This window comes from Synergistaceae bacterium (assembly GCA_031267575.1).
Classification (GTDB): Bacteria; Synergistota; Synergistia; order Synergistales; family Aminobacteriaceae; genus JAIRYN01.
The window spans coordinates 1-24,558 of record JAIRYN010000017.1 but is presented as its reverse complement, the minus strand read 5'-3'; the positions used below and the strand labels follow the sequence as shown (position 1 = coordinate 24,558).

At 49.8% G+C, this 24,558-nt stretch carries 24 protein-coding genes and 1 pseudogene; 12 read left to right on the top strand and 13 right to left on the bottom strand.

Annotation, left to right across the window (positions count from 1 at the left end):
• The first annotated feature begins 628 nt into the window (after nucleotides 1-628).
• Complete coding sequence (locus LBJ36_02235) at nucleotides 629-2,251, top strand: gamma-glutamyltransferase family protein (GenBank protein ID MDR1377856.1); 1,623 nt, start codon at nucleotides 629-631, stop codon at nucleotides 2,249-2,251.
• A gap of 232 nt (nucleotides 2,252-2,483) precedes the next feature.
• Complete coding sequence (locus tag LBJ36_02230) at nucleotides 2,484-3,515, top strand: hypothetical protein (GenBank protein MDR1377855.1); 1,032 nt, start codon at nucleotides 2,484-2,486, stop codon at nucleotides 3,513-3,515.
• A gap of 430 nt (nucleotides 3,516-3,945) precedes the next feature.
• Here the strand turns inward: LBJ36_02230 and LBJ36_02225 are convergent, their stop codons facing one another.
• Nucleotides 3,946-4,194 (bottom strand): hypothetical protein, encoded by a 249-nt coding sequence (locus tag LBJ36_02225; GenBank protein MDR1377854.1) that lies wholly within the window; start codon nucleotides 4,192-4,194, stop codon nucleotides 3,946-3,948.
• Nucleotides 4,195-4,610: 416 nt separating this feature from the next.
• Between LBJ36_02225 and LBJ36_02220 the strand changes: the two genes are divergently transcribed.
• The 6 genes and pseudogenes from LBJ36_02220 (at nucleotide 4,611) to LBJ36_02195 (ending at nucleotide 10,624) form a co-directional block, all read left to right on the top strand.
• Nucleotides 4,611-5,546, top strand: a complete 936-nt coding sequence (locus LBJ36_02220; protein MDR1377853.1) for a glycosyltransferase — start codon at nucleotides 4,611-4,613, stop codon at nucleotides 5,544-5,546.
• Between the two features lie 478 nt (nucleotides 5,547-6,024).
• Nucleotides 6,025-6,219 (top strand): annotated as a pseudogene (locus tag LBJ36_02215) (chloramphenicol acetyltransferase).
• 155 nt (nucleotides 6,220-6,374) lie between these two features.
• The gene (locus LBJ36_02210) at nucleotides 6,375-7,205 is read left to right on the top strand and encodes a hypothetical protein (protein ID MDR1377852.1); all 831 of its coding nucleotides are present in this window, start codon (nucleotides 6,375-6,377) and stop codon (nucleotides 7,203-7,205) included.
• A 19-nt stretch (nucleotides 7,206-7,224) separates the two neighbouring features.
• On the top strand, nucleotides 7,225-8,244 hold the full coding sequence (locus LBJ36_02205; protein MDR1377851.1) for a radical SAM protein: 1,020 nt from the start codon (nucleotides 7,225-7,227) through the stop codon (nucleotides 8,242-8,244).
• Between the two features lie 14 nt (nucleotides 8,245-8,258).
• Nucleotides 8,259-9,371, top strand: a complete 1,113-nt coding sequence (locus tag LBJ36_02200; GenBank protein ID MDR1377850.1) for a polysaccharide pyruvyl transferase family protein — start codon at nucleotides 8,259-8,261, stop codon at nucleotides 9,369-9,371.
• Between the two features lie 14 nt (nucleotides 9,372-9,385).
• Complete coding sequence (locus tag LBJ36_02195; protein MDR1377849.1) at nucleotides 9,386-10,624, top strand: glycosyltransferase family 2 protein; 1,239 nt, start codon at nucleotides 9,386-9,388, stop codon at nucleotides 10,622-10,624.
• Between the two features lie 390 nt (nucleotides 10,625-11,014).
• On the opposite strand, the gene tsaB is transcribed toward LBJ36_02195, so the two are convergent.
• The 11 genes from tsaB to LBJ36_02140 all read right to left on the bottom strand — a co-directional run bounded on the left by tsaB (nucleotide 11,015) and on the right by LBJ36_02140 (nucleotide 19,546).
• Nucleotides 11,015-11,707, bottom strand: a complete 693-nt coding sequence (gene tsaB / locus LBJ36_02190) for a tRNA (adenosine(37)-N6)-threonylcarbamoyltransferase complex dimerization subunit type 1 TsaB (GenBank protein MDR1377848.1) — start codon at nucleotides 11,705-11,707, stop codon at nucleotides 11,015-11,017.
• On the bottom strand, nucleotides 11,704-12,210 hold the full coding sequence (gene tsaE, locus LBJ36_02185; protein MDR1377847.1) for a tRNA (adenosine(37)-N6)-threonylcarbamoyltransferase complex ATPase subunit type 1 TsaE: 507 nt from the start codon (nucleotides 12,208-12,210) through the stop codon (nucleotides 11,704-11,706). Before tsaE ends, tsaB begins: the two co-directional genes overlap by 4 nt.
• The gene (locus tag LBJ36_02180) at nucleotides 12,207-12,566 is read right to left on the bottom strand and encodes a hypothetical protein (protein ID MDR1377846.1); all 360 of its coding nucleotides are present in this window, start codon (nucleotides 12,564-12,566) and stop codon (nucleotides 12,207-12,209) included. The genes tsaE and LBJ36_02180 overlap by 4 nt, the downstream gene beginning before the upstream one ends.
• Entirely contained in the window at nucleotides 12,563-12,937 is a 375-nt protein-coding gene (locus tag LBJ36_02175) for a 4'-phosphopantetheinyl transferase superfamily protein (GenBank protein MDR1377845.1), read from the bottom strand. The genes LBJ36_02180 and LBJ36_02175 overlap by 4 nt, the downstream gene beginning before the upstream one ends.
• On the bottom strand, nucleotides 12,934-13,584 hold the full coding sequence (locus LBJ36_02170; protein ID MDR1377844.1) for a cyclodeaminase/cyclohydrolase family protein: 651 nt from the start codon (nucleotides 13,582-13,584) through the stop codon (nucleotides 12,934-12,936). Before LBJ36_02170 ends, LBJ36_02175 begins: the two co-directional genes overlap by 4 nt.
• 49 nt (nucleotides 13,585-13,633) lie before the next feature.
• The gene (locus LBJ36_02165) at nucleotides 13,634-14,353 is read right to left on the bottom strand and encodes an ABC transporter ATP-binding protein (protein ID MDR1377843.1); all 720 of its coding nucleotides are present in this window, start codon (nucleotides 14,351-14,353) and stop codon (nucleotides 13,634-13,636) included.
• Nucleotides 14,350-15,180, bottom strand: a complete 831-nt coding sequence (locus LBJ36_02160) for an ABC transporter ATP-binding protein (GenBank protein MDR1377842.1) — start codon at nucleotides 15,178-15,180, stop codon at nucleotides 14,350-14,352. The genes LBJ36_02165 and LBJ36_02160 overlap by 4 nt, the downstream gene beginning before the upstream one ends.
• Nucleotides 15,181-15,224: 44 nt before the next feature.
• Entirely contained in the window at nucleotides 15,225-16,088 is an 864-nt protein-coding gene (locus LBJ36_02155) for a branched-chain amino acid ABC transporter permease (protein ID MDR1377841.1), read from the bottom strand.
• An 81-nt stretch (nucleotides 16,089-16,169) separates the two neighbouring features.
• Entirely contained in the window at nucleotides 16,170-17,168 is a 999-nt protein-coding gene (locus LBJ36_02150; protein ID MDR1377840.1) for a branched-chain amino acid ABC transporter permease, read from the bottom strand.
• 94 nt (nucleotides 17,169-17,262) lie between these two features.
• Nucleotides 17,263-18,282, bottom strand: a complete 1,020-nt coding sequence (locus LBJ36_02145; GenBank protein MDR1377839.1) for a low specificity L-threonine aldolase — start codon at nucleotides 18,280-18,282, stop codon at nucleotides 17,263-17,265.
• 67 nt (nucleotides 18,283-18,349) lie between these two features.
• Nucleotides 18,350-19,546, bottom strand: a complete 1,197-nt coding sequence (locus LBJ36_02140; GenBank protein ID MDR1377838.1) for an amidohydrolase — start codon at nucleotides 19,544-19,546, stop codon at nucleotides 18,350-18,352.
• 225 nt (nucleotides 19,547-19,771) lie between these two features.
• On the opposite strand from LBJ36_02140, the gene LBJ36_02135 reads away from it, so the two are divergent.
• The 4 genes from LBJ36_02135 to LBJ36_02120 all read left to right on the top strand — a co-directional run bounded on the left by LBJ36_02135 (nucleotide 19,772) and on the right by LBJ36_02120 (nucleotide 24,139).
• Nucleotides 19,772-20,431, top strand: a complete 660-nt coding sequence (locus tag LBJ36_02135) for a M48 family metalloprotease (protein ID MDR1377837.1) — start codon at nucleotides 19,772-19,774, stop codon at nucleotides 20,429-20,431.
• A 336-nt stretch (nucleotides 20,432-20,767) separates the two neighbouring features.
• Nucleotides 20,768-21,988, top strand: coding sequence for a PLP-dependent aminotransferase family protein (locus tag LBJ36_02130; GenBank protein ID MDR1377836.1), 1,221 nt, complete (start codon nucleotides 20,768-20,770; stop codon nucleotides 21,986-21,988).
• A gap of 143 nt (nucleotides 21,989-22,131) precedes the next feature.
• Nucleotides 22,132-22,689, top strand: a complete 558-nt coding sequence (locus LBJ36_02125; protein ID MDR1377835.1) for an OmpH family outer membrane protein — start codon at nucleotides 22,132-22,134, stop codon at nucleotides 22,687-22,689.
• A 148-nt stretch (nucleotides 22,690-22,837) separates the two neighbouring features.
• Nucleotides 22,838-24,139 (top strand): MATE family efflux transporter, encoded by a 1,302-nt coding sequence (locus LBJ36_02120; protein MDR1377834.1) that lies wholly within the window; start codon nucleotides 22,838-22,840, stop codon nucleotides 24,137-24,139.
• Nucleotides 24,140-24,204: 65 nt separating this feature from the next.
• On the opposite strand, the gene LBJ36_02115 is transcribed toward LBJ36_02120, so the two are convergent.
• Complete coding sequence (locus tag LBJ36_02115) at nucleotides 24,205-24,540, bottom strand: Rpn family recombination-promoting nuclease/putative transposase (protein MDR1377833.1); 336 nt, start codon at nucleotides 24,538-24,540, stop codon at nucleotides 24,205-24,207.
• Nucleotides 24,541-24,558: the final 18 nt, after the last annotated feature.

The following is a 24,558-nucleotide window of genomic DNA, read 5'->3' as shown; positions in this document are numbered from 1 at the left end:
GGATTTAATGATGATAGTTCATTGTTTTGGCTCAAGGTTATATGGGTTACGAAACTACAAAAAATCTTTGAGAGAGGCGCTGGAACATGATTCTAGCTTACAAGACAAAAATAGATCCAGCGCCTGAGCGGATTTAGAAGATACACCGAACTCAGGACACGGAAGCGCGGCGGCATCAAATCAAGATCCCCACCCTAGGCTGGGTAAAGCTGAAAGAGTATGGGTATATACCTGTTGATCTATCTGATGGAATAGGTGTTGATTTAGGAATTAAAACGCGGGCTTAAACGAGAGCACGTAAATTTTCTCGAAAAATTAATTATAGAAAGAAGGTGAAAGCTGCTACTGTAAAATTTGCAAACCTAGATAAACAGCGTATTAAAGTCCAGAAAGCCTACTACAGACTTGATTGTGTAAGAAAAGACTATATCAACAAAATAGTCTGTGCGCTGGTGATGACCAAGCCAGCCTATATCACGTCGAGGACCTTAATATTCACGGGAATTTAAGCCTTTGGACTTCCGTACAAACTTGAGTAGCTTTGACGAAAGAGGGAAGGATGAAGAAGGAAAAATCTGGACTATTACACATACACATTTGTGTAGGTTTTCAGTAGCAGTGTTGCTCAATGAGCGAGGGATTGGCTTTCGATGGAGGACGTTATCTGTATCCTTCGAGACGGACCGTGGTTTACGGCTCGCGAGGGATGGTGGCCACGGGACAACCTCTGGCGGCTCAGGCTGGCTTGGAAATGCTCAAAAAAGGCGGCAATGCTATTGACGCGGCGGTGGCGACCGCGGCCTGCCTGACGGTGGTGGAGCCGACGGCCAACGGTATCGGCGGAGACTCCTTTTCTCTGGTGTGGGTGAAAGACCGGCTCTATGGATTGAATGCCAGCGGATTTTCCCCGAAGGCGGTGACTCCCTCGGTTCTTACCAGTGCGGGGTTGAAGGAGATGCCGAAGCACGGATGGCACTCCGTTACTGTTCCGGGGGCGCCTTCCGGTTGGGCGGCGCTTTCCCAAAAATTCGGGCGGCTGTCTTTGACGGAAGCCTTGAGACCGGCGATCACTTACGCCGCCGACGGATACCCCGTCTCTCCCACCGTAAGCAAATTGTGGAAAAAGGCCCTGGCCGATTACGCGAAAGAGCTCAAAGGGGAGGAATACCGATCTTGGTTCGAGACGTTCTGCCCCGACGGCAAAGCGCCCGAGGTCGGGGAAACATGGTCCTCCAAAGGACACGCCGAGACCCTGGCGCTGATCGCCAACACAAACGCCGAGGCCTTTTATCGTGGACTCTTAGCTGAAAAAATCGACGCTTATTCCAAACAATACGACGGATGGTTGCGAGCGAGTGACTTGGCAGAATATTGGCCTCAGTGGGTAGAGCCCATCGGCGTGAACTACAGGGGCTATGACGTGTGGGAAATTCCTCCCAATGGGCACGGCATCACGGCGCTTATGGCTTTAAATATCCTGGAGGCCTATGATTTTTCAGGCTCCAGGGAACGAGAGGAAACGTATCACCGGATGATCGAGGCATTGAAGCTGGCCTTTGTGGACGCCCAACATCATGTGGCCGATCCTCGGTTCATGAAACACACGGCGGAGGAACTTCTGTCCAAAGCCTACGCCGACGAGCGGCGCAAGCTGATGGGGAACGAGGCCATCGACCCCGCGCCGGGAACACCTCCCAAAGGAGGCACCGTTTACCTGGCCGCAGCGGACGGGGAGGGTAACATGATCTCCATGATCCAGAGCAACTACATGGGGTTTGGTTCAGGGTTGGTCGTGCCCGGCACGGGCATCGCGCTGCATAACCGGGGCAACAACTTCAGCCTGGATCCCGCTTCCTCCAACATATTGGCACCCTCTAAGAAGCCCTATCACACCATTATTCCGGGTTTTCTGAGCAAGAACGGAAAAGCCGTCGGACCTTTCGGAGTGATGGGGGGGTTTATGCAGCCCCAAGGTCATGTCCAAGTGATCACCAATATGGTGGATTTCGGAATGAACCCTCAAGAAGCCTTGGACGCTCCCCGCTGGCAGTGGACGAAAGGTAAAACTATCCTGTTGGAACAGGGTGTTCCTAACGCCATCGCTCTTTCTCTCGCGGCGAGAGGGCATGATATCCAAATGTTACCCGACGCGACATCTTTCGGGAGGGGCGAGATCATCGTCAAAACCCCCCACGGTTCTTTAGCCGGAGGAACGGAACATCGAACGGACGGAAGCGTTGCCACATGGTAGAGCCACATGGTAGAGGTGGCCCCATGGGATATTCGCCATACGTCTCAAAACGCGGGGCTTTCCGCGGCTTCCTCCAGATCGAAAAATGCGCTATTGCGTGAATAGGGTGATACGCAATCAATTCACGGCCAATTCATGGTCAGTTGAGATATAATTTTCTCAAGTTACACGGCATAGCTTAAAATGCTCCAGCTCCAAAACGATCAAGACTACGGAAAGGGGAGAATTGAACATGAATGTGGCCTCCATGTTGTCGAGCGGTTATCTTCAGCCTGCGCGACAAGCCCTGAACGTTGAAAGAGAAGTCGAGTCCAATACTTTGCCTATGCAGGAACAGCAGGTTCTCGCCCAGGAAAGGGCTTTGAAGGCGGCCGCGGCCGACGCGAAGGTCACTACGACCTACCATTATTCCATAGGGCCGGACGGGCGCCGCTACATTACGGGGGCGGATGTCACGATTCAGGGCGACGAGCGGGATGTCGATCGCGTTGGAGGCGGTGTCAAGCACGAGAAGATTGGCGATAAAACGGGAGAGACGAGAGGCGACCCCAAACCGCTCGACGAGGAGACGGGGAAAAACGCAAACAACACAAAAGAAACGTCGTTCGATGACCCCGAAAAGGAAGCCGTGCGTGAACTCCAACAAATCGAGCAAGAGGTTGTCACTCATGAGGCGGCTCACCAAGCGGCGGGAGGACGTTTTGCTGGAGCCGTGAGTTACTCTTATACCCGAGGCCCCGATGGCAAGAGCTATGTGACCGGCGGAGAGGTTCCTATTCACGTTCCGCCCAGCGATGACCCCGAACAGGCGATTCGCGACATGGAGCAAGTACAACGGGCCGCGTTGGCGCCCGCCAACCCATCGGGCCAAGATCTAAGTGTTGCGGCTCAGGCAGCCGCAACGGCAGCCCAGGCGAGACAGGAATTGTCGGCCGCGGAAAGCGAGAAGGCCACATCCCAGGAAACCGAGAAAGCCAACATCAAAAGCCCCGAACCTCAACCCGAACCACAACCCGAACCACAAAAAATCGAACCACAAGCCACCGCCGCAGAGGCAAAACCGCGTTTCGAGGAGAGCGGTTCAGAAGGTGAAGTGGATGAAGGGGCTCTTGTCTCTCAGGATCTCCTCAACCTTTTGAAGGGTGCCTACGCGCGCTATGCCTCTCCTTATGGCCTTTGGGCTTGGGGACGTGGATTCGAGCCCGCTTCAGGGGGGAATATTTTAGAGGGAAAAACCTCTCCTCGCTTTGATTTTGCCGCTTGATTACATTGGACAATGCGGGACAATGCGTAATTGTATATACCATTATTGCTAATTTTGAGTGGAATGACTATAAGATACAGGGTAACAGCATTTACTTTTGAGTAGAAAGAATCTTCGACAATACATCCTGGTTGAGAGCGGCTTTGAGCGTCTTTTTTCTGGCCCCGAGTTGTTTGCGTCTGAAGCAGGCCTTCCTAGTCAAAAACAGCGCGATTTTCCGTAAAACATTCATGTTCAGCGGTGAATTGTCTTTGGTGAATTGTCCTTACGCGCTCTCGCGGAATCCTCGCGATAGAGCTTGACATCTTCAAGAAGGCTGTTCTGATTCCCCTTCAGCCCAATCACGTAATCCGCCTTGCTCTCCGTTGTTTTTATCGTAATTGCTTTTTAACAGCTCATAGCGTCCGCTGTGATTATGCTTCCCTCTGCATCAATCATGTCCAGAAGTTCTGGCACAATTATTGACAGCAAACCTATGATGATTATGGATGATTATGCCCTCAAGCTTGTGACGAAGATTCCCGTATGCTCGGTAAGGATCGCCAACTAACGCTAGCGTTCCTTTCAATTCAATTTTTGTATATTCATTACCTAATTCTGACTCTTCATCAAGCAAAAGTAAATGCTGTTGCCCTACCATAATAAAATTCCCTCTTTTTTTTCTTCCACAATCATTCAAATCTGCTCTAAGCCATTTTGAAAAAACAGACCTTATTCATACCCATCATCATTGGCGCACACTGTAAGTTCAGATACGTTTTTTTAGATAAGACACCACCATGTTCACTCATCTATCGTCTGTGAATTTCCCCAATCGCGACTATCAAAAGGTGTACTTTTTGACAGTCTCCCTATCACTGGCTCGCAACAGCAAAATAGCTAAATTTTTTCTAAGTATTATACCATAATTATTCCAAAATTTTGAGTCCAAATTTCAATTCTGGGATTTTATCAAAAAGTACACATTTTGATAGCCGCGATTGGATGAGTTCACAGACGATAAAGGTTTAGGTGAGTGAATCTGGAAGAATTGAATATGCCAGCAATATTGGGACGCCGTGCTGTACACGGTGCAGAGGGAAGTGTGTGGGATATATGATTTCCGTGATAATGCTCACATACAACCGCGAAACGTTTGTGGCGCGGGCAATTGAGAGCGTATCCGCGCAGACATTCCGCGATTTTGAGTTCATCATCGTGGACAACGGCAGCACCGACCGCAGTGGAGCGATTGCGGACGAGTACGCGGCAAAAGACGAGCGCGTCCGCGTTATCCACCGAGCGCGCGGTAACATCGGCAGTGGTCGCAACACGGGGCTGGACGCGGTGCGAGGCGAGTGGGTCACGTTCGTTGACGACGACGATACCTGCGAACCGGATTTTTTAGAGTTTTTGCTGAATCTCGCAGAGACATATGACGCGGATGTCGCGGTTTGTGGCGCAGCTAAGTTGGAGAACGGCCAAAGTACTCTCGTCGGAGTAGCGGACGAACCGATTGTTATGAACGCCGAAACCGCGATTGTCGAGCTTTTGTGGCGCAAACGCTATAACAACGGATTCCCAACAAAGCTATTCAAGCGATCGGTGTTCGCGGACCTTATGTTCCCCGAAACGGGCATTTATGATGATATCTACCTAATGTACAAAATGCTCTCGAACGCGAATAAAGTCGTGTCATTCGGATTGCCGAAATACAATGTCGCCAGGCACGAAAACAATAACTCGGCGGCGACTACGAAGCACGGAATGGTGACGGCGGCGTACCTTGACGCTTATCGCGCTGTTTATCGTGAACGCACAATTTGGCTGTGTGAGCGATTTCCGGAGAACTCTGCTTATTGGTGGTATTTTGACTGGTCGTTTCTAATTTCTATGGTCGAAAAAATTATCAAATACAATCTGCCGGACTGCGAAACGCACCTCGCGGAAATGCGACACGAGTTAAACGGGCACCAGGAAGAGTTCATTGATTGCAGATGGTCGCTGGATTTTGAAAAGGAATGGATGGTGAAATATGTTCCGATTAAGTAGCGAAATCAAAAACAGAGCAAAGCACAAGCAAATAGTCGTCATCGGTGTTGGGACTTTTCTCACTTTGAATATGCGTTTTTTGACAGAGTGTTGTCCCGACATTGCGTTTTTTGTCGACTCTGACTATATCAATCGTAAATACTTCGAATTTCAAACCGGGTTCAAAGTTTTACCGTATGACAGTATTAACAAAGACCAACACTTCCCGTTTGTGTTTCAACATAATTACAAGGTGATTGATTCAATTGTCGAGGATTTGCAAAACAGAGGATTCGGCGAATTTGACTATGAAACGCTCCCGCGCATAGCAAATAGGGACTTGCAGTATAAAGACTTAATCATCGGCAAGGGTGCGAGTTCATTTGATGTACTAATCAATATGCGTGAATATGTTTCTTCAATCGGCCGGTATTCTTCTGTCAATCGGTCGGCAATTTGTTGTTGGAATCATAATATATCCAACATCACCACAGCAGAGATGCGCTATGCCCCTACATTACAGCGCAATCGACTGACTATCGGGCACGATGTTTGGATTGGCGCGAATGTGGTCATCAACGCCGCGAAAGTATCTGAAATCGGCAATGGCGCAATAATCGGAAGTGGCGCGGTTGTGCTTGAAAATGTTCCCTCCTATGCAGTCGTTGTTGAAGTTCCGGGCAAGGTGAAAAAGTACCGTTTTACCCCAGCGCAAATCGAAATATTGGAAAGAGTTCAGTGGTGGAACTGGGACGAGCAAACAATGGAACAGAACCGTGACTGTTTTACTAATCCCGATTTGCTTTTTGAGCAATTTTAAAATCATAGCATTAAAATTGAGGGCTGAACATGAATTATACAGAAGCGAAAAACGATGCTATCCGGCTCAAAGTATTTTGCCTTCCGATTACGCTCAGGTGTAATTTGAAATACAAACTATGCGGAGCGCATTCACCTTACTACAAAAATCCGTATCACCCGACTCTCAACTCAATTAAACGGCAAATCGACGCGCTGTTTGATGTTGTAGGTTTTATCGACAAGTTCGATATAGGAGGGGGGGAACCTTTTTTACGGATTGATTTGCCCGATATAATGAATTTTCTTTATCAAACTTACAGAGAACAAATTGGACATCTTCGGATAATCACGAATGGTACACTGATGCCGTTAAAGGGTTCCGCAGATAGAGATTCTTTCGTTCAAGCAGCAATAATATGGAACGATGATTTTAATATAATCATTGACAAATATCCGGTTGATGCCAACAAAAGCGAAGCAGTCGCCGATTATTTGCACCAATACGGTGTAAACAGCGAAGTCCGTGATTACACGGACGATTTACATTGCGGCGGGTGGGTAGACTTCGGTGACTTGACTTTGAAGTACGATGACCTCGGCGGGAAACGGATGTTTGAGAAGTGTTCTGTTCCTCGGCAAGGATTTTTCACAAGTATATGTGACGGCAAATTGTTCCCTTGCGGTAGAGCAAGGATCTTGTATGAGAGAGGATTTGGCACAGATTATGTTAATCTGGCCGATGAAACTCTGAATATAGAATATAAGCGGAATCAGCTATATGAACTGCTTTTCAAAGGCAATCCGCTTAAAACCTGTAAATACTGCAATGGTATGTGTGATGACAGCATACGTTATAAACCTGCTGAACAGCTAACATAATCCCATAAAGGAGTATTCAATGATGGCGCAAATTGCTCGAATTTTCAACAGCGACAGGGTTCCGCTATGGGAGGTAATACCATTAGATACGCCGTTTGTGATTGAGATTGAACCCACAAGCTTTTGCAATTTGCAATGCAAATATTGTCTGCATTCGTTGCCAAAACAGAAGATTTCGGATAGCGGTCATAAGTTCCTTCATATGAACGACGATGTGTTTGATCTGTTATTGAAACAGACGATAGCTTTTCCAGGTAAAGTAAAGCAAATCGGCTTTGCAGGTATGGGCGAGCCGCTTCTGCATAAACGACTTCCATATATGATTGAGCAGTTCAAAGACAGAGCAGGGATTGAACGCGTAACTATTACGACAAACGGCATTGCTCTCACTCATCAACTAACCGACTCTTTGCTATCCTCAGGATTATGCCACATCAAAATCTCAGTCAACGGACTTTCGTCAGAGGATTTTATGAGAAATTGCGGTGCAACCATTGATTTCGATAAATATTTAGAACAGATAGACTATCTTTATAAAAACAAAGGTAGTGCTGTTGTCGCCTGCAAAATTATGGACAGTTGCGTAGGCGATGCGGAAGATACTTTTTTCAGTATGTTCGGTGATAAATGTGACGCAATTAGCGTTGAAAAAACTGTCCGCGTGTTTCACGAGGTTGCGTATGACGGAATTATCGAAGCAGATAAAGAAGTTCTTAGCAGGTATGATATCCGTAAAAATCGGGTTCACATTTGCGCGTCTCCATTCTTTCGATTTGCGGTAAAAGCCGACGGTACCGTATCTGCTTGCAGACTGTACAATGGATTAACACATAAGAGTTTCAAGATACAAAATAATACGCTTCCTAAAATATGGAATAGCGATGAACGAAGAGAAATGCTGCTCGGAGTATTGAAAGAGAAAACCGATGGGCTAAATTCAGAATGCAATAATTGTACGTTGCGTGACGATTTCGCATTTGAATCGGATTTGCTTGACGACCACGCTGGGGAACTATACCAGAGAATACTCGCCCACTAGGAGGCATCAATAAAATGAGCAAACACTTTTTGATTTATGGTCACGGTGGTTGCTACAATCACGGCGGCGAGGCGCTGGTGCGGTGTGGCATCGAAGTTTTGCGCGAAAGATATGACGATTGCTATATCATCTTATCTTCGCATAATCCAGAGCAAGACAGAGAATTTGGAATAGATGCAGACGAAATTATCGGACGCGATGAATCATTTATACAATACGAGGGAGACACAAATTTTTCAATCGAGAATAATGACAATATATATCGCTCGACTATTGATAGAATAACACCGGAAACGGTGTGCATACATCTCGGTGGTGACAATTATTGCTATAATAATTGGAAAAGATACGCCAACATTCACTATCGCGCTTTGGAAAAAGGGGCAAAAAGTATACTTTGGAGTTGTTCCGTCGATCCGAACACAATTGACAAGGAGATGTTTGATGCACTAAACACAAAACACCTTATTGCCGCGCGAGAGTGTCTAACTTATGCCGCGCTTACGAAACTCGGAATTAAGAATGTCATTAAGGTTTCTGATGTTGCGTTCCTATTAAAGCCAGTACCTGTTGCGTTTGATTTTAACAACTATGTCAGCATTACATTTGGACCGCTTGCTTCACGAAAAGAACGTGTTGACGGAATTGCAATACGGAACTTTCAGAAATTAGTGGATGTTATCCTATCCGAAACGAATATGAATATCGCGCTCGTTCCACACGTTATTTGTCCGACTGATAACGACATTGAAACGATGTCGCAGTTGATCATCGCTGACAAGAGCCGTGTGAGAATAATCACAGAGCGTTACTCAGCGTCCCAACTCAAACACATTATTGGTAATGCACGTTTTTGCGTGACATTGAGAACTCACGCATCAATCGCGGCTTACTCGTCCTGCGTTCCAACTCTGGTTGTTGGGTATTCTTCAAAATCGCAGGGGATAGCACAAGACCTCGGTGTTTTGGACTATGTACTGCCTGTTATGGATTTGGTTGATGATTACGATATAGCGAATAGATTCCGCACCCTAATTCAAAATGAGGACAATATTAAACAACAGCTTGTGCGAGTAATGCCGCATTATATTAAAAGTGCAACAAACCAAGTAATGTTTCAATACTAAATAGGAGGCTTATCATGAGTAAGGTTCTGATTCAAACATTGGCTTACAATGCATCGAAAACTATTCGTCGTTGTGTGGATAGTGTTGTAAACCAAACTTATAAAGGCGAGCTTGAATGGCACATATTAGATAACGGCAGCACAGACGATACATTACGATTGCTAAATCAGTATGCCGATCAGTATAAGTTTATCAGCATATTTCACATTGATGAAAACCGCAAGCCACATACCATCGAGGAAAACAAACTGTGGAATCAATTTGTCCGAAGAATCAATTTAGACCTCACAGATGAGGATTACTACTGCACATTAGACAGCGATGACGAGTATAAACCTGAATATATTGAGAAACTGCACAGCTTCTGTGTTGAAAACGATCTTGACGTTGTGGCTGCGGGTAGTGATTTCATCAATGCCGTAACAAATGAAACAATGGGTATCAGAACATTAAATCGCGATTTAGTGCTGTACTCTCAATCGGATTATGATAAGTATTTTGTTAACTATCACGCTCTTATGCGTCCCATGTGGGGGAAATTATATAAAGCAACCACGCTAAAGGGTTATGTTCGTAATGATAACCTGACATACGGAAGCGATACCTACTGTGTGTTTTATACTTTGAGCCTTGCTTCAAAAGTAGGAATTGTCAAAGAATCTCTCTACAAGTATTATGTAAGCGAGAAATCAGTATCATACGTTTGGGACGAAAAGCGTATACATTCTGATCATATACTCTACGAACAAGCCTGTGACTTTCTCATCTCCAAGACCGGCGCCGTTTCCCCCCGCAACGACGAATTTCTGTTGCTTGTGTATATGGAAGCGCTGCACGACACGCTGCGCGTACTGTTGAACGCACAACTGTCACAATCGGAGAAAATCGACGGTCTGTGCGAGATGTTCCTGTGTGGCCACGCAAAGAGACTTGCGGCGCGTGAGAACCTCGGTGCGCACCTTGGCGACGTCGCGACACAAACGGCACGGCGCAAGGAACTATACGCGACAGCGGCGCAATGGCTGCTGTCACTCAAAGAAATCTCGGACGAGCAGGCTGAAAACTACTGCAAGCTCGTCGAATATCTGTGCGCCGTCAGCGAGAATGTGGAGGGCTGGCTGTTCTACAAAAAGCTCTTGGTCAAGTATTTGATTGACAACGCGCGTACCACCGAAGCGAAGTCAAAGATCGATGAATTACTCGAATTATTGCCGGGTGACAAAGAATTGCTTGCATATGCGCAAAAACTATAAGCTGAAAATGGGTGTATGGCCTTACGATAAAGCGATGAGAAAGTCAACGGCTTCAGCCGTTGGACAAGAATCGTAACGCCGCCACTGGCGGCGTTTGTTTTGTATTTAGTTTATTGCCATATGTCTACTTTCATGTTAAACTCCTTTTATGGCTTATCAATGTGAGATACGGGTGTGAGATGCGGGTGCGGGGCGGAACACGACCGGGATATCAATCGGGATATCAAGGCGGCTGTAAATATTCTCAGAGTGGGGGCATCCACTCTTAACCACTCTTAAAGGAGAAGACGTAAGACCGGTTTCAGTCGGCTGTCTTTGTCGATCTTACACTCCCACAGCTTTAGTCGTGGGAGTGTGTCAAATTGATATTGATGATTCAGTATTGATGATTCAGTGAAGAACGCCGCCAGTTTTGGGAGATCGGTGGTAGGATATTCTTAGGTCCATAGGGGAAATTGATTCTCCACGGTTTGCGGCCTGAGCGGCGATTCGAGCCACAATAGCCGCGTCGGGAGGAACGCGGCGCATTTCTTTTTGGGCTTCTTGGGGCAGTCTAAAAGCCGATGACACTTTTTCGGGATCGTCGGACACAATGAGAACATCTTGGGAAGAGAATCCCTTTTCTTGACGTGACAACCAAGCCTCCAAAATTTCGCTTCCGTATTCTCCCGTTGGAAGCGCGTTTTCTTGGGCGTTTTTTTGTCTGTGTCCAAAGGAAGCGGCATAGAGGCGTTCCCGTCCCGCATAGACAACGACGAGAACCGTTCGGGAAGCTAGAAAGGGGTAGGCCAACATATAAAGCGTAGAAACCGGAACGATTTTCACTCCTAAACCGTAAGCCAGACCCGTCGCGTAAGCGGCTCCTACTCGTATCCCCGTAAAATAGCCGGGACCGTTTGTTACAGCCACTAGAGCGATATCGTCGAAAGAATAGTTCGCGTTGACGAGAAGACGCTCCACCATCAGCGGAAGCTCCGTCGCCTGGCGACGCCCGATGTTCAGACGCTCTGACGCGGACACTCTGCCCTCCGAGAAAAGAGCTACGTTTGTCCAGCGTAAACTACAATCCACCGCCAAAATCATAGTGGCTTCTCCGTCATCGGGTCATCCGCCAATGAGACGCGCAAAGCACGAAGAGCCGCGTCAGCTCTTTCTCCTTGGGAGGAGAATAGAAAGCCCCGTTTCGTCTCGTCCTCCGCCTCGATGGCGACCCTCAAAACATCCTCTTCCGGTGGTGTCGCCCACCGCTCCGGCCACTCTACCAATAATAAACATTTTTTGCCACTTCCACCCTCGTCGAGGTAATCTTCGAGCCCCAATTCCGCAGTCTCGCCGGGCTCTAGTCGATAAAGATCGGCGTGTACGACGGTACACTTCCGAGTGACGTACTCATTCACCAACGTAAAAGAAGGGCTGCGCACCCGGCTCACCCCTAATGTATCTCCTATTCCGCGAGCAAGAACAGTTTTGCCCGTGCCTAAGTCCCCTGAGAGTAAAATCGTCATTCCTGGCGTCAACGCCCGTCCCAACGCCCGTCCCAAGGATAAAGTGCCTTCTTCGGAAAAAGTGCGAAAATAACAGTTCATAGCGCTTTTTTGTTCACTTTGTCTACTTTATCTACTTTATTTACTTTATCGGCGTCCTGACCCTGCCTCAGATGATTCAGCGCCAGCACGTACTCTCTTTCCTCCCGCTCTTGACGCAGGCGTTCCCGGCGTCCCAAAATCCCTCGCAGAAGAAACATGGCGATCACAAAACAGAACGTGAAAATGATCTTGCGGCTGATCTCCACTCCGCCAGGACTCATATAGTGCGCGCCCATGATAAAGATCATCGCGACCCCGAACCCCAGGGCGGAAGTGAAAAGCCCCTTTCGACGTATATGTTCAGTTTTGCGCAACTCCTCGTCCCAATCGACACGCCGCCTTTTTCTATAACTCACAGCATAGCCTCGATTGCCACAACAGCCACTACATAGTCTCCTTCATGGCTGAGGGAGACCCATGCCCGCTTTTTCCCCGCGGAGAAGTCGGCGTCCAGGTCGGACGGAATCACAAGATGAGGGACGCCTGACCTTCGTTCCAAGCAGAAGTGGGAAGAAAGGGTCAACGTAAACAGGGAAATGCCGCTAGCTTTGGCAAAAGCCTCACGGGCCGCGAAAGCCGCGGCAAAACTGGCCACCCGATCCTTTCCTTTTCCGTCGGCATAGGCAATTTCCGCGGGGCGAAAAAGGCGTTTCACGAAATAGCTAGACCGAGCGGCTTTTTCCATGCGTGGAATACTACATAGGTCCACGCCTAAACCAAGGATCATAAACCCAGTTGCCGGGCTATCTCGGCTTCTAGAATTTGAAGGCGTCGGGCGGACTCTTTTGCCACCCGCTCCATCCAAGCCCTTTTCTCGGCTACGTAAACGGTGTCCTTGATGAGCGGAAGGTTGATCTGCACGTTAGCCAAAGCGCCCTTGAGACCCGCATGGGCCTGCATCGCCCCTACAGCGAGGTCGCTGACGGCATTGGCGTTGCTTTTTCCAAATAGGGACTCAGCCAACTCGACAACGGCCAAGCAATCTTCCGCCATCATTTCCGGCGAGGCGACCGCCGTCTTGTAGGCAGATTGGACGGCAACGCTACGAGCGATTTTCTGCTCCTCCGTCTCTTTAGGCATAGCGAAAGCGGTTATAACGGAATCGAATGCATCCGAGTCCGTTTGAATCGTGTCCAAAAGTTTTTTCGTTAGCTTTTCCGACCGCGCCAGAACCCCCTGAACGAAGATTTCGTACTCCGCGTATTTCGATTTGCCCATCGTCAATTTACATACCATTGAAACCAACGCGGCACCCAACGCCCCGGACAGAGCCGCCGCGCTTCCGCCTCCCGGCGCGGGAGCGGCCGATTCCAATTTTCCCGTAAAGTCTCTCACCGTCATCTCCACCAGTGACATTTCTGTTTCCGTTCCCATTTTCATTCCTTCCATCGATATTAATTCCTCGATATGAATTTCCTCTGCGTTATCGTCCTTTCGTGCCCAGGTACGCCGCCGTGATCTCCGAATCATTCAGGAGTTCTTTAGACATGCCCTCTTTCAACAGGCGCCCCGTTTGTAGAACGTAAGCCCTGTGAGAAAGTAATAACGCCTGCCTGGCGTTCTGCTCAACAAGGAGGATACTGACTCCCTCTTCGTTAATGCGCCGCAGCTCATTGAAAATATCGCGGATAATGATCGGAGCAAGCCCCAGGGAGGGCTCATCCAGGAGCAATACGCGAGGACGGGCCATGAGCGCCCGAGCGATGGCCAACATCTGCTGTTCTCCCCCGGACAAGGTTCCCGCGTGTTGCTGAACGCGTTCCTCCAAACGAGGAAAAAGGGAGAAAACCCACTCCATATCTTTTTTGACGTTGCCCTTCCCAGCTCTGGAGAAGGCCCCGATCTGGAGGTTTTCAAGCACGGTCAAAGGCGCGAAAATCTTGCGTCCCTCTGGCACAAAAGCCAACCCGTTCCTGACGACCTGGAAACTTTTGTTCGGTAGTTTGTTTCCGTTCAGAAAAACCTCGCCCCGATCCCGCTTCACCATGCCCATGATCGCGTTCATGAACGTAGACTTGCCTGCCCCGTTGGAGCCAATGACAGAGACGATCTCCTGGTCATTCAACGAAAGGGAAAAACCTTGAAGTGCCTTGATAGCGCCATAGTTGACATAAAAATCTTTTGCTTCCAGCAACACACTCATGCGTCCACCGCCTTTTCTTCAGGCGTCTCTATCTCATCGCCCAGATACGCGCTCAAAACCCCAGGATTGTTCTGGATTTCTTCGGGCGTTCCCTCCGCGATCTTGGCCCCGAAGTTCATACAGATGATATGAGGGCAGATTTCCATGATGACGTCCATGTGGTGCTCGATGACCAGGGTCGTCAACTTGAACTCGCGGTGTATGCCGGTGATGAGGTCGTTCAACGCGAAGACTTCTTCAGGGTTCATTCCCGCTGCCGGCTCATCCAACAACAGGAGCTTGGGGTCCAGCGCCAGGGCGCGGGCGATTTCCAACCGCCTCTGCATACCATAAGGCAGAGTTCCAGCCGCTTGATGGGCCCGGTCGGCCAACCCCACTCGGTCCAGTAGCTCCATGCTTTTGTCGCGAATACGTTTTTCCATCTTCACCCATCGCCCTAAATGCAACAGAGATTCGGCAAAACTGTAGTAATAGCTCGGATCTGGGCGATAAGCCGGGGATAGATGCCCTTGCAGGTTTTTGCGAAAGGAGTAGCGATAGCGGTTCTGAGTGGCCGTCATAACGTTTTCGAGGGCGGAGGACCGGTCGAAAAGACGTAGGTTCTGGAATGTGCGAGCGATACCCAGCCGGTTGACCTGGTAGACTCGGAGCGGGGTGATGTCCTGCTCCCGAAACCAGATGCTGCCTGTCGTGGGACTATAAACGCCTGAGATAATGTTGAACACCGTGGTTTTGCCCGCGCCGTTGGGGCCGATGATTCCTGCCAATTCGTTGTCCATGATAGTGAAGCTCATGTTCTGCACGGCCTGCACGCCACCGAAAAACATATCGATGCCGTCGAGTTCGAGAAGAACGCGCGTGTTATCCACTTTCATCCTCTCCTTTTGGGCCCGAAGCCAGGTAAAAAGGATAAGAAAGACCAAATCTCCCGGTTGCCTAGCAAGCCCTCCGGGCGTAACACCATGATGACCACCAGTAGTCCACCGTAAATCAACATTCTATATTGAGAAATGTTCCGGAAAACTTCCATCACCAAAGTCACGATAGCGGATCCCAAAAGCGTTCCACTCATGGAACCCAGACCTCCAAAGACCACCACTGCCGTCAACTCCGTGGACTTCATCATGTCGAACATGGAGGGCTGGATAAAGTTCATGTATCCGCCCAAGAGCGCGCCCGCTATGCCGCAGTAGAACGCGGAGATGAGGAGCGCCTTCATGCGGGACGCCGGTGTGTTGAAACCCATCAGGGATGCCGCGACGCGGTCATCTCGGGAGGCCTTGAGCTCGCGCCCCAGGCGGCTAGAAAGCAAGTTGAACATGAGAATGCCCAAAACGGTGAAAAAGGTGACCGCCACTCCGCGGCTGGCGTAGGAACCGATACCAGGAAATCCGCGCGCGCCCCTCGTAAAGGATTGCCAGTTTTCGAGAATCAGGCGAATGGCCTCACCCAATCCGATGGAGGCAATGGCGTAGTAGTCTCCCGTCAGGCGCAGAGTCGGGATACCGATCAACCAGGCGACCAAAACGGCCACCACACCCCCCGCGACAATGGCAGGTAGCCAATGAACGTGATAACGCACGGTCATGATGGCGGTGGTGTAGGCTCCAAGGGCCATGTAGGCCGCGTGCCCCAGAGTGAAGATACCCGTGAAGCCGGTCAAGAGCGAAACGCCCATGGCGGCGACGCAGTTGATGCACAGTAGAACCACGATTCCCTCCTGGTAACCCGAAATAGGAAGGAAAGCCAAAATCAGCCCCAAAACGACGAAGGTAGCGTTGCCCAAAAGGCTTTTTTTCATGTTTTCCCGCCCCTTCTAGATCTTGTCGTTGATCTGTTTGCCAAAAAAGCCGGCAGGTTTCACCAGAAGCATGACGACCAGCATCGAAAACACGACCAAGTCCCGCATCTGGCTACTGATAAAGCCGGCGGTGAGCATCTCCGCCAGTCCCAAGATCAGGCTGCCCACCACGGCGCCGGGCAGGCTTCCCAGTCCCCCGATAACCGCGGCGACGAAGGCCTTGGTGGTGATGCCTCCTAGTTGAGGATAGAGCGTGTAGCGGAACGAAAGGAAAATGCCCCCGATAGCGGCAAGCATCCCCGCGACGAAAAAGACGATGCCGATCAGGAAGGCCACGTTGACCCCCATCAAACCCGCAGTCCGTAAGTCGTAGGCCGCGGCGCGAATCGAGAGTCCCCAGCGCGTCCGTGTCAAGAAGAGTTGTAGTCCTCCAAGAAAAAAAACAGCAACGATCAAGGACAGGATATCGAACATGCTGACCGTGACACCTCCGCCCAGATCGAAGAGCTGGCTGGAACTTCCCGGAACGCGATTCATGCCCAAATAGCCCAAAACTTTCTCCAACACGGCGAAAATGTCCTGAAAACTGTCTGGTGGCAAAGCTCGGAAGCGACCTCCTACCGCGATGACGAAGATGTTTTCGATGACAATGCTTACCCCCATAGACGCGATCAGCAGATAAAGGGTCATGGAGGTGCGTTCGCGTATGGGCTTGTAGGCGAAACGCTCCGTCAGGATGGCGACGACTCCCGCGCCCACCAGTGCACTGAGGCTGGCGATCCAGATGTTAAAGGCTGGCATGGTGAAAATGTGTTGTTGTGTGGAGGTTACCACTTCGAAACCGCTCAATAGGCCGTAACAAATATAGCCCCCTATCACCAGAAACCCGCCGTGGGCGAAATTCGAAAACGAGAGAATGGAGTAGACCAGAGAATATCCCACCGCGATAAGCGCGTAAACCGACCCCAACGAAAGGCCGTTGATGATTTGTTGGAACAAGGTAGAAAACTGCATACCGCTCCCCAAAAAACACCACCCCTTGAGTTTAAACGTTTACAAAATCTCAATAATTTATTATATCCTAATTCATCTTGCTAATTTGGGCATCTCAGAACGCTTTTATGAAATTCTCCACGGCGTTCTCCGTCGTCGCCCAGGACGTGACAATTCGGATGGAGGAGCGATCCCCATCCATCTTTTGCCACACGTAAAAAGCCCAGTTTTTTTGCAATTTCTCGATCAAAGCATTGGGCAGGATCGGGAAAATCTGATTGGAGGGAGAGTCCGTCAAAAACTCGTAACCCTTCTTTTTCAGAGCGGTCGCGATGGTTTGCGCCATGACGTTGGCGTGTCTCGCTAGATCAAAGAAAAGCTCGTCTCGGAACAATTCCTCAAATTGAACGCCTATGATCTTTCCCTTGGCCAAAAGTCCGCCCTTTTGTTTGATGTTATAGCGAAAATCCCGCTTAAGTTCCTCGTTAGAAAGCACTATCGCCTCGCCGATCATGGCCCCGTTTTTGGTTCCTCCAATGTAAAACGCGTCCGTCAGGCGGCAGAGATCCTCCAGCGTCACGTCGTTTCCCTCCGAAACCAAAGCCGATCCCACGCGCGCGCCGTCCATGTAAAGTAAAAGATCTTTTTTCCGGCACAGATCACTGATCCTCTCCAGTTCCTTTAGTCTATAGACCGGCCCCACCTCTGTGGAGTTGGAGATCTTCACCAAACGCGGCTTGACCATGTGCTCGTCCGAGTGTAGTTCCAAAATCTCCTCCACCCGCTCCGGCAAGAGCTTGCCGTCCGCTGCCAGGGTCGTGAGAATTTTGTGGCCGGTTGCCTCAATCGCGCCCGCCTCGTGGATACAAATATGAGCGGTTTCGGGGGCTACTACGGCCTCGTGAGGCCGCAGAAACGCGGAAATCGCCGTCAAATTCGCTTGGGTTCCCCCGCAGATGAAATGAATCTCCACCTTATCGGCGAACTTTCCCAGCCGTTTCGCGATGCTACTTCTCGCGTTTTCCGAGTGGCGGTCCAGCCCGTACCCCTCGTCTTGTTCCATGTTCGTGTCGAGAATCGCTTTCAGTATCTGCGGGTGTGCCGTTTCGGAGTAGTCATTTTTGAAACTGTACATGGACGGGATTTCCTCCTTAATCTTTTTATTTCTTTTTTAATCTCTTTATTTCTTTTTTATTTCTTTTTTAAGCGCGTTCGAGCATGGCGCAGACGAACGAGGTTGTGAGAGCGGCTCCTATGGGCAACGCGTTGTCGTCCACATCAAAGTGAGGTGAGTGGTGCGCCGCCGTGCTTCTTTTAGTCTCACCACCGGAACCCACGAAAAAGAGACATCCCGGAATCTCTGCCTGATAAAAGCTGAAATCCTCGGAAGTCATCTTCGGCGATGTTCTTTCCACGTTCTCAGCCCCTACGACTTGCATCGCGGTGTCGCGAAACAGAAGTGTCAAAATATCGTCGTTGACTACAGGGTTGGGGTAGAGGTCCTCGTAGCGGGTTTCCGCTTTACAGCGATAGGTCATTCCGACTCCCTCAGCGATGCGTCGAAGCCGTTCTTCGACGCCGTCGCGTACCGTCCGGTTAAAGGTCCGCACGTTACCGGCCAGTTCCGCAAAGTCTGGAATAACGTTGAACGCGGAACCGGACGCCAGCTTTCCCACGCTAACGACGGCCGTTTCCAGAGGGTCAATCTCCCGGCTCACAATGGTCTGGAGCGCGGAGATGAAAGCCGCCGCGGCGAGAGTCGGGTCGACGGAACCCTGAGGTACAGCCCCATGCCCACCCTTTCCCCTGAAGACAACTTTCCATCCGTCTACGGAGGCCATTACGGGTCCCGTCCTCCACTGCGTCTTTCCGATGGGAACGTCGGGCCATAGGTGCATTCCCGCGATGGCGGAGACTCCCTCCAGAACGCCGTCGTTAATCATGGCCTGAGCCCCGGATCGGTAACCGTGTTCCTCCGCGGGCTGAAAAATGAACCTCACCTTTCCAGCAAGCTCCTCTCGCATCTCCAGAAGCATTTTCGCGACGGTAAGTAAAATAGCGATGTGGGCATCGTGAGCGCAAGCGTGCATGACCCCTGGGTTGCTAGATTTATAAGAGACTCCCGTGTCCTCCATAATCGCGATGGCATCGATCTCCGCCCTCAAGGCTACGCAGGGCCCCGCCGAACTCCCCGCCAGGTCTGCCACGACTCCTACAGGCTGATCGCCGGTTCCCACTATCGGTTTTTCAAACCCTAGTTCTTGAAGTTTGGAGGCGATAGTGCGGCTCGTTTCAAACTCCTGCCACGAAAGCTCCGGGTTTTCGTGAAAATAGCGCCGTAGGCTTGTCATTTCCCCGGCCAGTGAGTACGCTCTGTTTTTAATCCTGGTGATGTCCATAAAATTCCCTTGCTTTCTTGCCGATCCTATACGACAACCTCTTCTCAAAAAAATCCGTCTTGTCGAAATAAAATGGCGGATTTCAAGGAAGTATAGCACAATACAATACGAGTAACTCCCGTTTTTCTTCAGGTAACAAGGCGCGATGACGCCGGTGTGGCGCGAGACCGATAGGCGGTATAATAATCTTTGTACTAAAAATATAAGTAAAAGGGGGCGAAGGCAATGAGAAAAATAAGAAAAAAGTTCGCGGTTCCGGCGTTGGCCGTTTTGCTGGTCGTCGTTTTTTCGGCGACATCGCTTTACGCCGAGATCGGCAAGAACATCGTGCAAAGCGCTTGGACCCGCGTCGCCACCGCGGCAGGCATGAAGGTTATTTCGATCACCTATGAAGAAGACAAGGCGCCTAACGCGTGGGTCAATTTCCAGTCCTCGGATAATTTTTCTGTTCACGTAACCCAGGGGTTGATGCAGATCTTGAAGTCAGCCGACGAAATCGCGGGAGTTTTGGGCCACGAGGTAGGCCACGTTCAGAGAGGTCACTACAACAAAAGCGTGCAGCGCAACGTGGGTTGGAGTATTTTGGGGTCGCTCCTGGGTCAGGCGGGTGGCGTCGCTGAAGTTGCGGGAGCTGTGGGCATGAACTTGGCAGAGAGCGGCTTCAGCCGTGAGCAAGAGGTGGAAGCCGACGACTATGGCATGGACTTGGCTGTCAAAGCTGGATACAGTCCTTGGGGCCTTTATTATGCTATGAAGAGCTTCAAAGATAACGGTTTTAAGACAGAGCCCAGCGGTTTCAACTCTCACCCGCCCACGGACCGCCGCCTCCAACACCTCCAGGAACGCGCCCAGAGAATAGCTCCGAACACATCCCGTCCCAAATAACGGATACAAAAATTGCGCGAAATGCAGAGATATATTTATGGTATATTTCGCGGTATATTTCTATCGAAAAGAAGAATAATTAAGAAGGTTTGGAAGCTCGAAGTTTATCAAAGATAAAAGTAAGGATAGAAGTAAAGATAAAAGTAAAGGTAGAAGTAAAGATAGAAGTATTGTTGTAGATCGGGACTACAACGGCGCTCGTGGAATAGTGGAACATTTTTTCGGGCTTTGCGAGATTCAGCTTTTTCTTTGGCTCTATAGTCGAAGAAATATTATGCGAAACGTATCTATTAGCTATGATTAGGTATTAGTACGCTGAAAGGATCGGAGTGCAACGTGAGTAATAACTGGAAAGAAAATTTCAGCGCAACCGCCCGCAAATCGAGACCGTCTCCGGTACGTGAGCTGCTCAAGGTGATCGGCCAGCCCGGAATGATTTCTTTCGCCGGAGGTATGCCCGCCCCTGAGGTCTTCCCCATCGAGCAGTTCGCCGAGGGAGCGGAACAGCTCAGGAACAACGGAACATTTCTGCTGCAGTACGGTACAACAGAAGGGTACAATCCCCTGCGTGAGTTCCTGGCCAAGTGGACGGCCCCTCGTTTGGGCCGGGAGCCGGAGCTGGACGAAATTTTCCTGACCACCGGATCGCAACAGGCGCTGGACCTCTTTGCCTGGGCTATGCTCGATCCGGGAGACGTGGTGATCACGGAAGATCCCACCTACATGGCTGCTCTCAACACTTTCTCCAATCACGGCGCGGAGTTCGCGTCCGTTCGGGTAGACCAGGAGGGCATGAGGGTCTCGGAACTGCCTCCCTTGATCGAAGAACTGAGGAAGCAGGGCAGAAAACTCAAATTTATCTACACCATCGTGAACTTTCAGAACCCTGCTGGCTCCACCTTATCCACGGAACGTCGCAAAGAACTGACCTCCATAGCGGAGCGTTATGGCCTGACCATTTTCGAGGACGACCCCTATGGATACGTCCGGTTTGACGGAGAGCACCTGCCCTCAATCTTCTCCTTCGACAAGGCGGGAAACACGATCTACGCCGGATCCTTCTCCAAAATCCTATCTCCGGGAGTTCGCATTGGCTGGGTCAGCGGTGCTAAAGAGATCATCCGCCAGATGGTCATCTTCAAACAGACTACAGATCTTTGTTCGAGTCCCATCACTCAGGTGCTTACCCACGAGTATTGCCGTAAAGGATATCTGGACTCACACCTGCCCAACATCATCTCCAATTATCGCGTCAAACGAGACGCCATGGAGAAAAGTTTTCAGAAGCATCTGGCGCCTCTGGGAGTTTCTTGGGTGAAACCAGAAGGCGGATTTTTTTACTGGCTGAATACAGGCGCTATCAATAGCAACGATCTAGCCAAACGCGCTCTCGACAAAAAGGTCGCCATTCTTCCGGGAGCGTCTTTCTGCGTGAACTCCAAGGCCGGCATCCATGCCGCCAGGATCAACTATACTTACAGTCAGCCCGACGTTATCGAAGAAGGTGTGGCCCGCCTTGCCCAAGCTATCCAAGAAATGAAAATTTCGACGAGGTAAAGGTGGGTAAAGAAATTTCAGGAAAAGAAACATCACAGGCTCACCGTTTCCCCTGCCACAAGGCAGGGGATTTTTGTGTCGTATTCAGCGTCTTTTGTGTTAAAATCTCCCACGTAGCGTAAGTTTTAAAGGAGGTTATCGCAGTGACATTGTATTTAAAACTGGACCCCGACATATATTCGAAGCTTAAAAAATATTGCATTTGGTTTCTTGTGGCGGCCGTTCTGGTGATTTTCGCGGAAACCTCCGCTGGAGCGGCGGATACTGTGGGGATTGTCAATTCACAAAAAATTCTATTCCAGCATCCACAATTCGATCAGACGACGCGGTTGCTTCTGTTTTTGAGCAGACCTATTACAGATGACCCTGCCCGTATCGTGAGCGACGAAAAAGACCCGGAGATGAAACGCTTGCTGACACAATCCCTTAATCTGATCAAGGAATTCGCGGAACTGGACCGTAACCTAACCACGGAAAAAGACACGGGGGGAAAACAGCGGGCAGTGATCGCAAGACAGGCCCGGTTGAGCGAAGAAAGACAGCGGCGAATGGCTCCCATCCTGGAAGATTGCAACAAAGCCCTTCGGTCCATCATGACTCAGAAGAAAATGACGGTTATTTTGGAAGCCGACTCCGTGTATCTCGGTGGTACAGACATCACGGAAGACGTCATTGCCAGACTGAAAGGCACAAAAAAATAATTTTGGCAACAACCCGGAAACTTCACATCATGAAAAAAACAGCCATCAACCAAGCGGGTAAGAAGTTGAGCATCGCGTGATGAACACACATCAAACGGATTTTTCAACGGGTAGCGTTTCTCGCGGTATTTTAGAAGTAGCATTGCCTATGACAATCGCGCAGATCTTGCATCTGCTTTACAACATCGTCGACAGAATTTATATCGGGCGCATTCCAGGCACCGGAGCATTGGCGCTTACAGGCGTAGGGTTGTGCTTCCCGATCATTTCATTCGTGAACTCCTTCTCCAACTTCTTCGGCGTCGGCGGCGCGCCCTTATGCGCTATGGCGCGCGGTAGAGGTGACAACGAGGAAGCGGAGAAAATCATGGGCACATCCTTCAGCATGTTGTGCTACACGGGTATTCTTCTCACGGTGCTAGGCTTACTTTTTTACAAGCCTGTCCTTTACCTGTTGGGAGCCAGCGACGAAACCTTCCCTTTCGCGGGTGAGTACATCCGAATTTACCTGTGGGGAAATCTCTTCGTCATGATCGCGCTGGGCATGAATCCTTTCATCAATAGCCAGGGATTTGGGCAAACCGGAATGATGACGGTGCTCTTCGGGGCTGTCGCCAACATCATCCTCGACCCCATTTTTATTTTCACCTTCCATATGAATATTCGCGGAGCGGCCATCGCCACGGTCCTTTCTCAGTTCTTGTCCACCGTATGGGTGCTGGGGTTTCTCACGGGGAGCCAAGCGACTCTCAAGCTCCGATTCAAGAACATGAAAGTTCGCTGGTTCCGCCTGAAGAAAATATTGGCGTTAGGACTCTCCAATTTCATCATGGGTATGACCACCAGCCTGGTTCAAATGATTTGTAACGTAACGGCCCAAAGCTACGGCGGCGACCTATACGTGGGGGTGATGACTGTCGTCAACTCAGTACGGGAGATTTTTCAATTGCCCATCAGTGGTTTGACGAATGGCGCGATCCCCATTATAAGTTTCAATTATGGAGGGAAGGCGCTCGAGAGGGTAAGAAAGGCCATCGCTTTTGTTTTCCTCGCGGGCATCAGCTACACGTTGTTGGCGTGGTTGACTATTTTTTGTTTCCCCAGGATTTTCATACGCCTTTTTTCGGAGGATCCCGCTCTAATCGCCGCCGGAATCCCGGCTTTGCGCATTTACTTTTGGGGTTTTCTCTTGATGTCGCTGCACGTCGCGGGGCAAAACACCTTCGTGGCCTTGGGGCGGTCCAGGCAGGCGATTTTCTTTTCTTTGTTCCGCAAAGTCATCGTCGTGGTTCCCTTGACCCTCATCTTACCGAAACTGTGGGACCTTGGGATCGATGGGGTTTTTTGGGCTGAACCCGTTTCCAATATTCTGAGCGGACTGGCCTGCTCCATCACTTTGTGGATCACGGTCATACCCGAATTGAGAACATCCTCGCCGGGAAGCGATTGATTGCGGCAAAGGATGTAATCGGCTACTTCGAGACCTCCGCTACTCGATCCTAAAACCCACGCTTCTTACACGCGTGGGACGGTTTTGTTTTGTAGATTTTGTACTTCTTCGAGAGAAAGACCTGTATACCGGACTGCGAACTCTACGCTCGCGCCATCATCTAACATATTCTTCGCGATTTGAAATTTACTTTTGGCTTTGCCTCTAGCTTCCGCTATAGCTTCACGTGATTCTTCGTCGATGATTTGTTTCCATTCGAGAAAATAAGCGTATCGTTTTTCCTTATCCATCGAAAAAAACCTTTCCGCTGCCAGCGCGTCAGATATTCTTGGTTCTTGTTGGGCTATTTGTTCCATTTCCGATCCTCCTGTCCCGGCAAAATATGTCATCCAACGTTCCAACTTGTTCCGCGGTTTTTG

What these genes read in the sequence shown, in the direction of transcription:
- LBJ36_02230 (MDR1377855.1), top strand. Translation starts at nt 2,484, where the DNA reads ATGAATGTGGCCTCCATGTTGTCGAGCGGTTATCTTCAGCCTGCGCGA.
- LBJ36_02210 (MDR1377852.1), top strand. Translation starts at nt 6,375, where the DNA reads ATGAATTATACAGAAGCGAAAAACGATGCTATCCGGCTCAAAGTATTT.
- LBJ36_02235 (MDR1377856.1), top strand. Translation starts at nt 629, where the DNA reads ATGAGCGAGGGATTGGCTTTCGATGGAGGACGTTATCTGTATCCTTCG.
- LBJ36_02150 (MDR1377840.1), bottom strand. Translation starts at nt 17,168, where the DNA reads ATGCAGTTTTCTACCTTGTTCCAACAAATCATCAACGGCCTTTCGTTG.
- LBJ36_02205 (MDR1377851.1), top strand. Translation starts at nt 7,225, where the DNA reads ATGATGGCGCAAATTGCTCGAATTTTCAACAGCGACAGGGTTCCGCTA.
- LBJ36_02140 (MDR1377838.1), bottom strand. Translation starts at nt 19,546, where the DNA reads ATGGACATCACCAGGATTAAAAACAGAGCGTACTCACTGGCCGGGGAA.
- LBJ36_02135 (MDR1377837.1), top strand. Translation starts at nt 19,772, where the DNA reads ATGAGAAAAATAAGAAAAAAGTTCGCGGTTCCGGCGTTGGCCGTTTTG.
- LBJ36_02120 (MDR1377834.1), top strand. Translation starts at nt 22,838, where the DNA reads ATGACAATCGCGCAGATCTTGCATCTGCTTTACAACATCGTCGACAGA.
- LBJ36_02220 (MDR1377853.1), top strand. Translation starts at nt 4,611, where the DNA reads ATGATTTCCGTGATAATGCTCACATACAACCGCGAAACGTTTGTGGCG.
- LBJ36_02160 (MDR1377842.1), bottom strand. Translation starts at nt 15,180, where the DNA reads ATGTTTTTCGGTGGCGTGCAGGCCGTGCAGAACATGAGCTTCACTATC.
- LBJ36_02200 (MDR1377850.1), top strand. Translation starts at nt 8,259, where the DNA reads ATGAGCAAACACTTTTTGATTTATGGTCACGGTGGTTGCTACAATCAC.
- tsaE (MDR1377847.1), bottom strand. Translation starts at nt 12,210, where the DNA reads ATGAACTGTTATTTTCGCACTTTTTCCGAAGAAGGCACTTTATCCTTG.
- tsaB (MDR1377848.1), bottom strand. Translation starts at nt 11,707, where the DNA reads ATGATTTTGGCGGTGGATTGTAGTTTACGCTGGACAAACGTAGCTCTT.
- LBJ36_02170 (MDR1377844.1), bottom strand. Translation starts at nt 13,584, where the DNA reads ATGGGAACGGAAACAGAAATGTCACTGGTGGAGATGACGGTGAGAGAC.
- LBJ36_02145 (MDR1377839.1), bottom strand. Translation starts at nt 18,282, where the DNA reads ATGTACAGTTTCAAAAATGACTACTCCGAAACGGCACACCCGCAGATA.
- LBJ36_02175 (MDR1377845.1), bottom strand. Translation starts at nt 12,937, where the DNA reads ATGATCCTTGGTTTAGGCGTGGACCTATGTAGTATTCCACGCATGGAA.
- LBJ36_02165 (MDR1377843.1), bottom strand. Translation starts at nt 14,353, where the DNA reads ATGAGTGTGTTGCTGGAAGCAAAAGATTTTTATGTCAACTATGGCGCT.
- LBJ36_02195 (MDR1377849.1), top strand. Translation starts at nt 9,386, where the DNA reads ATGAGTAAGGTTCTGATTCAAACATTGGCTTACAATGCATCGAAAACT.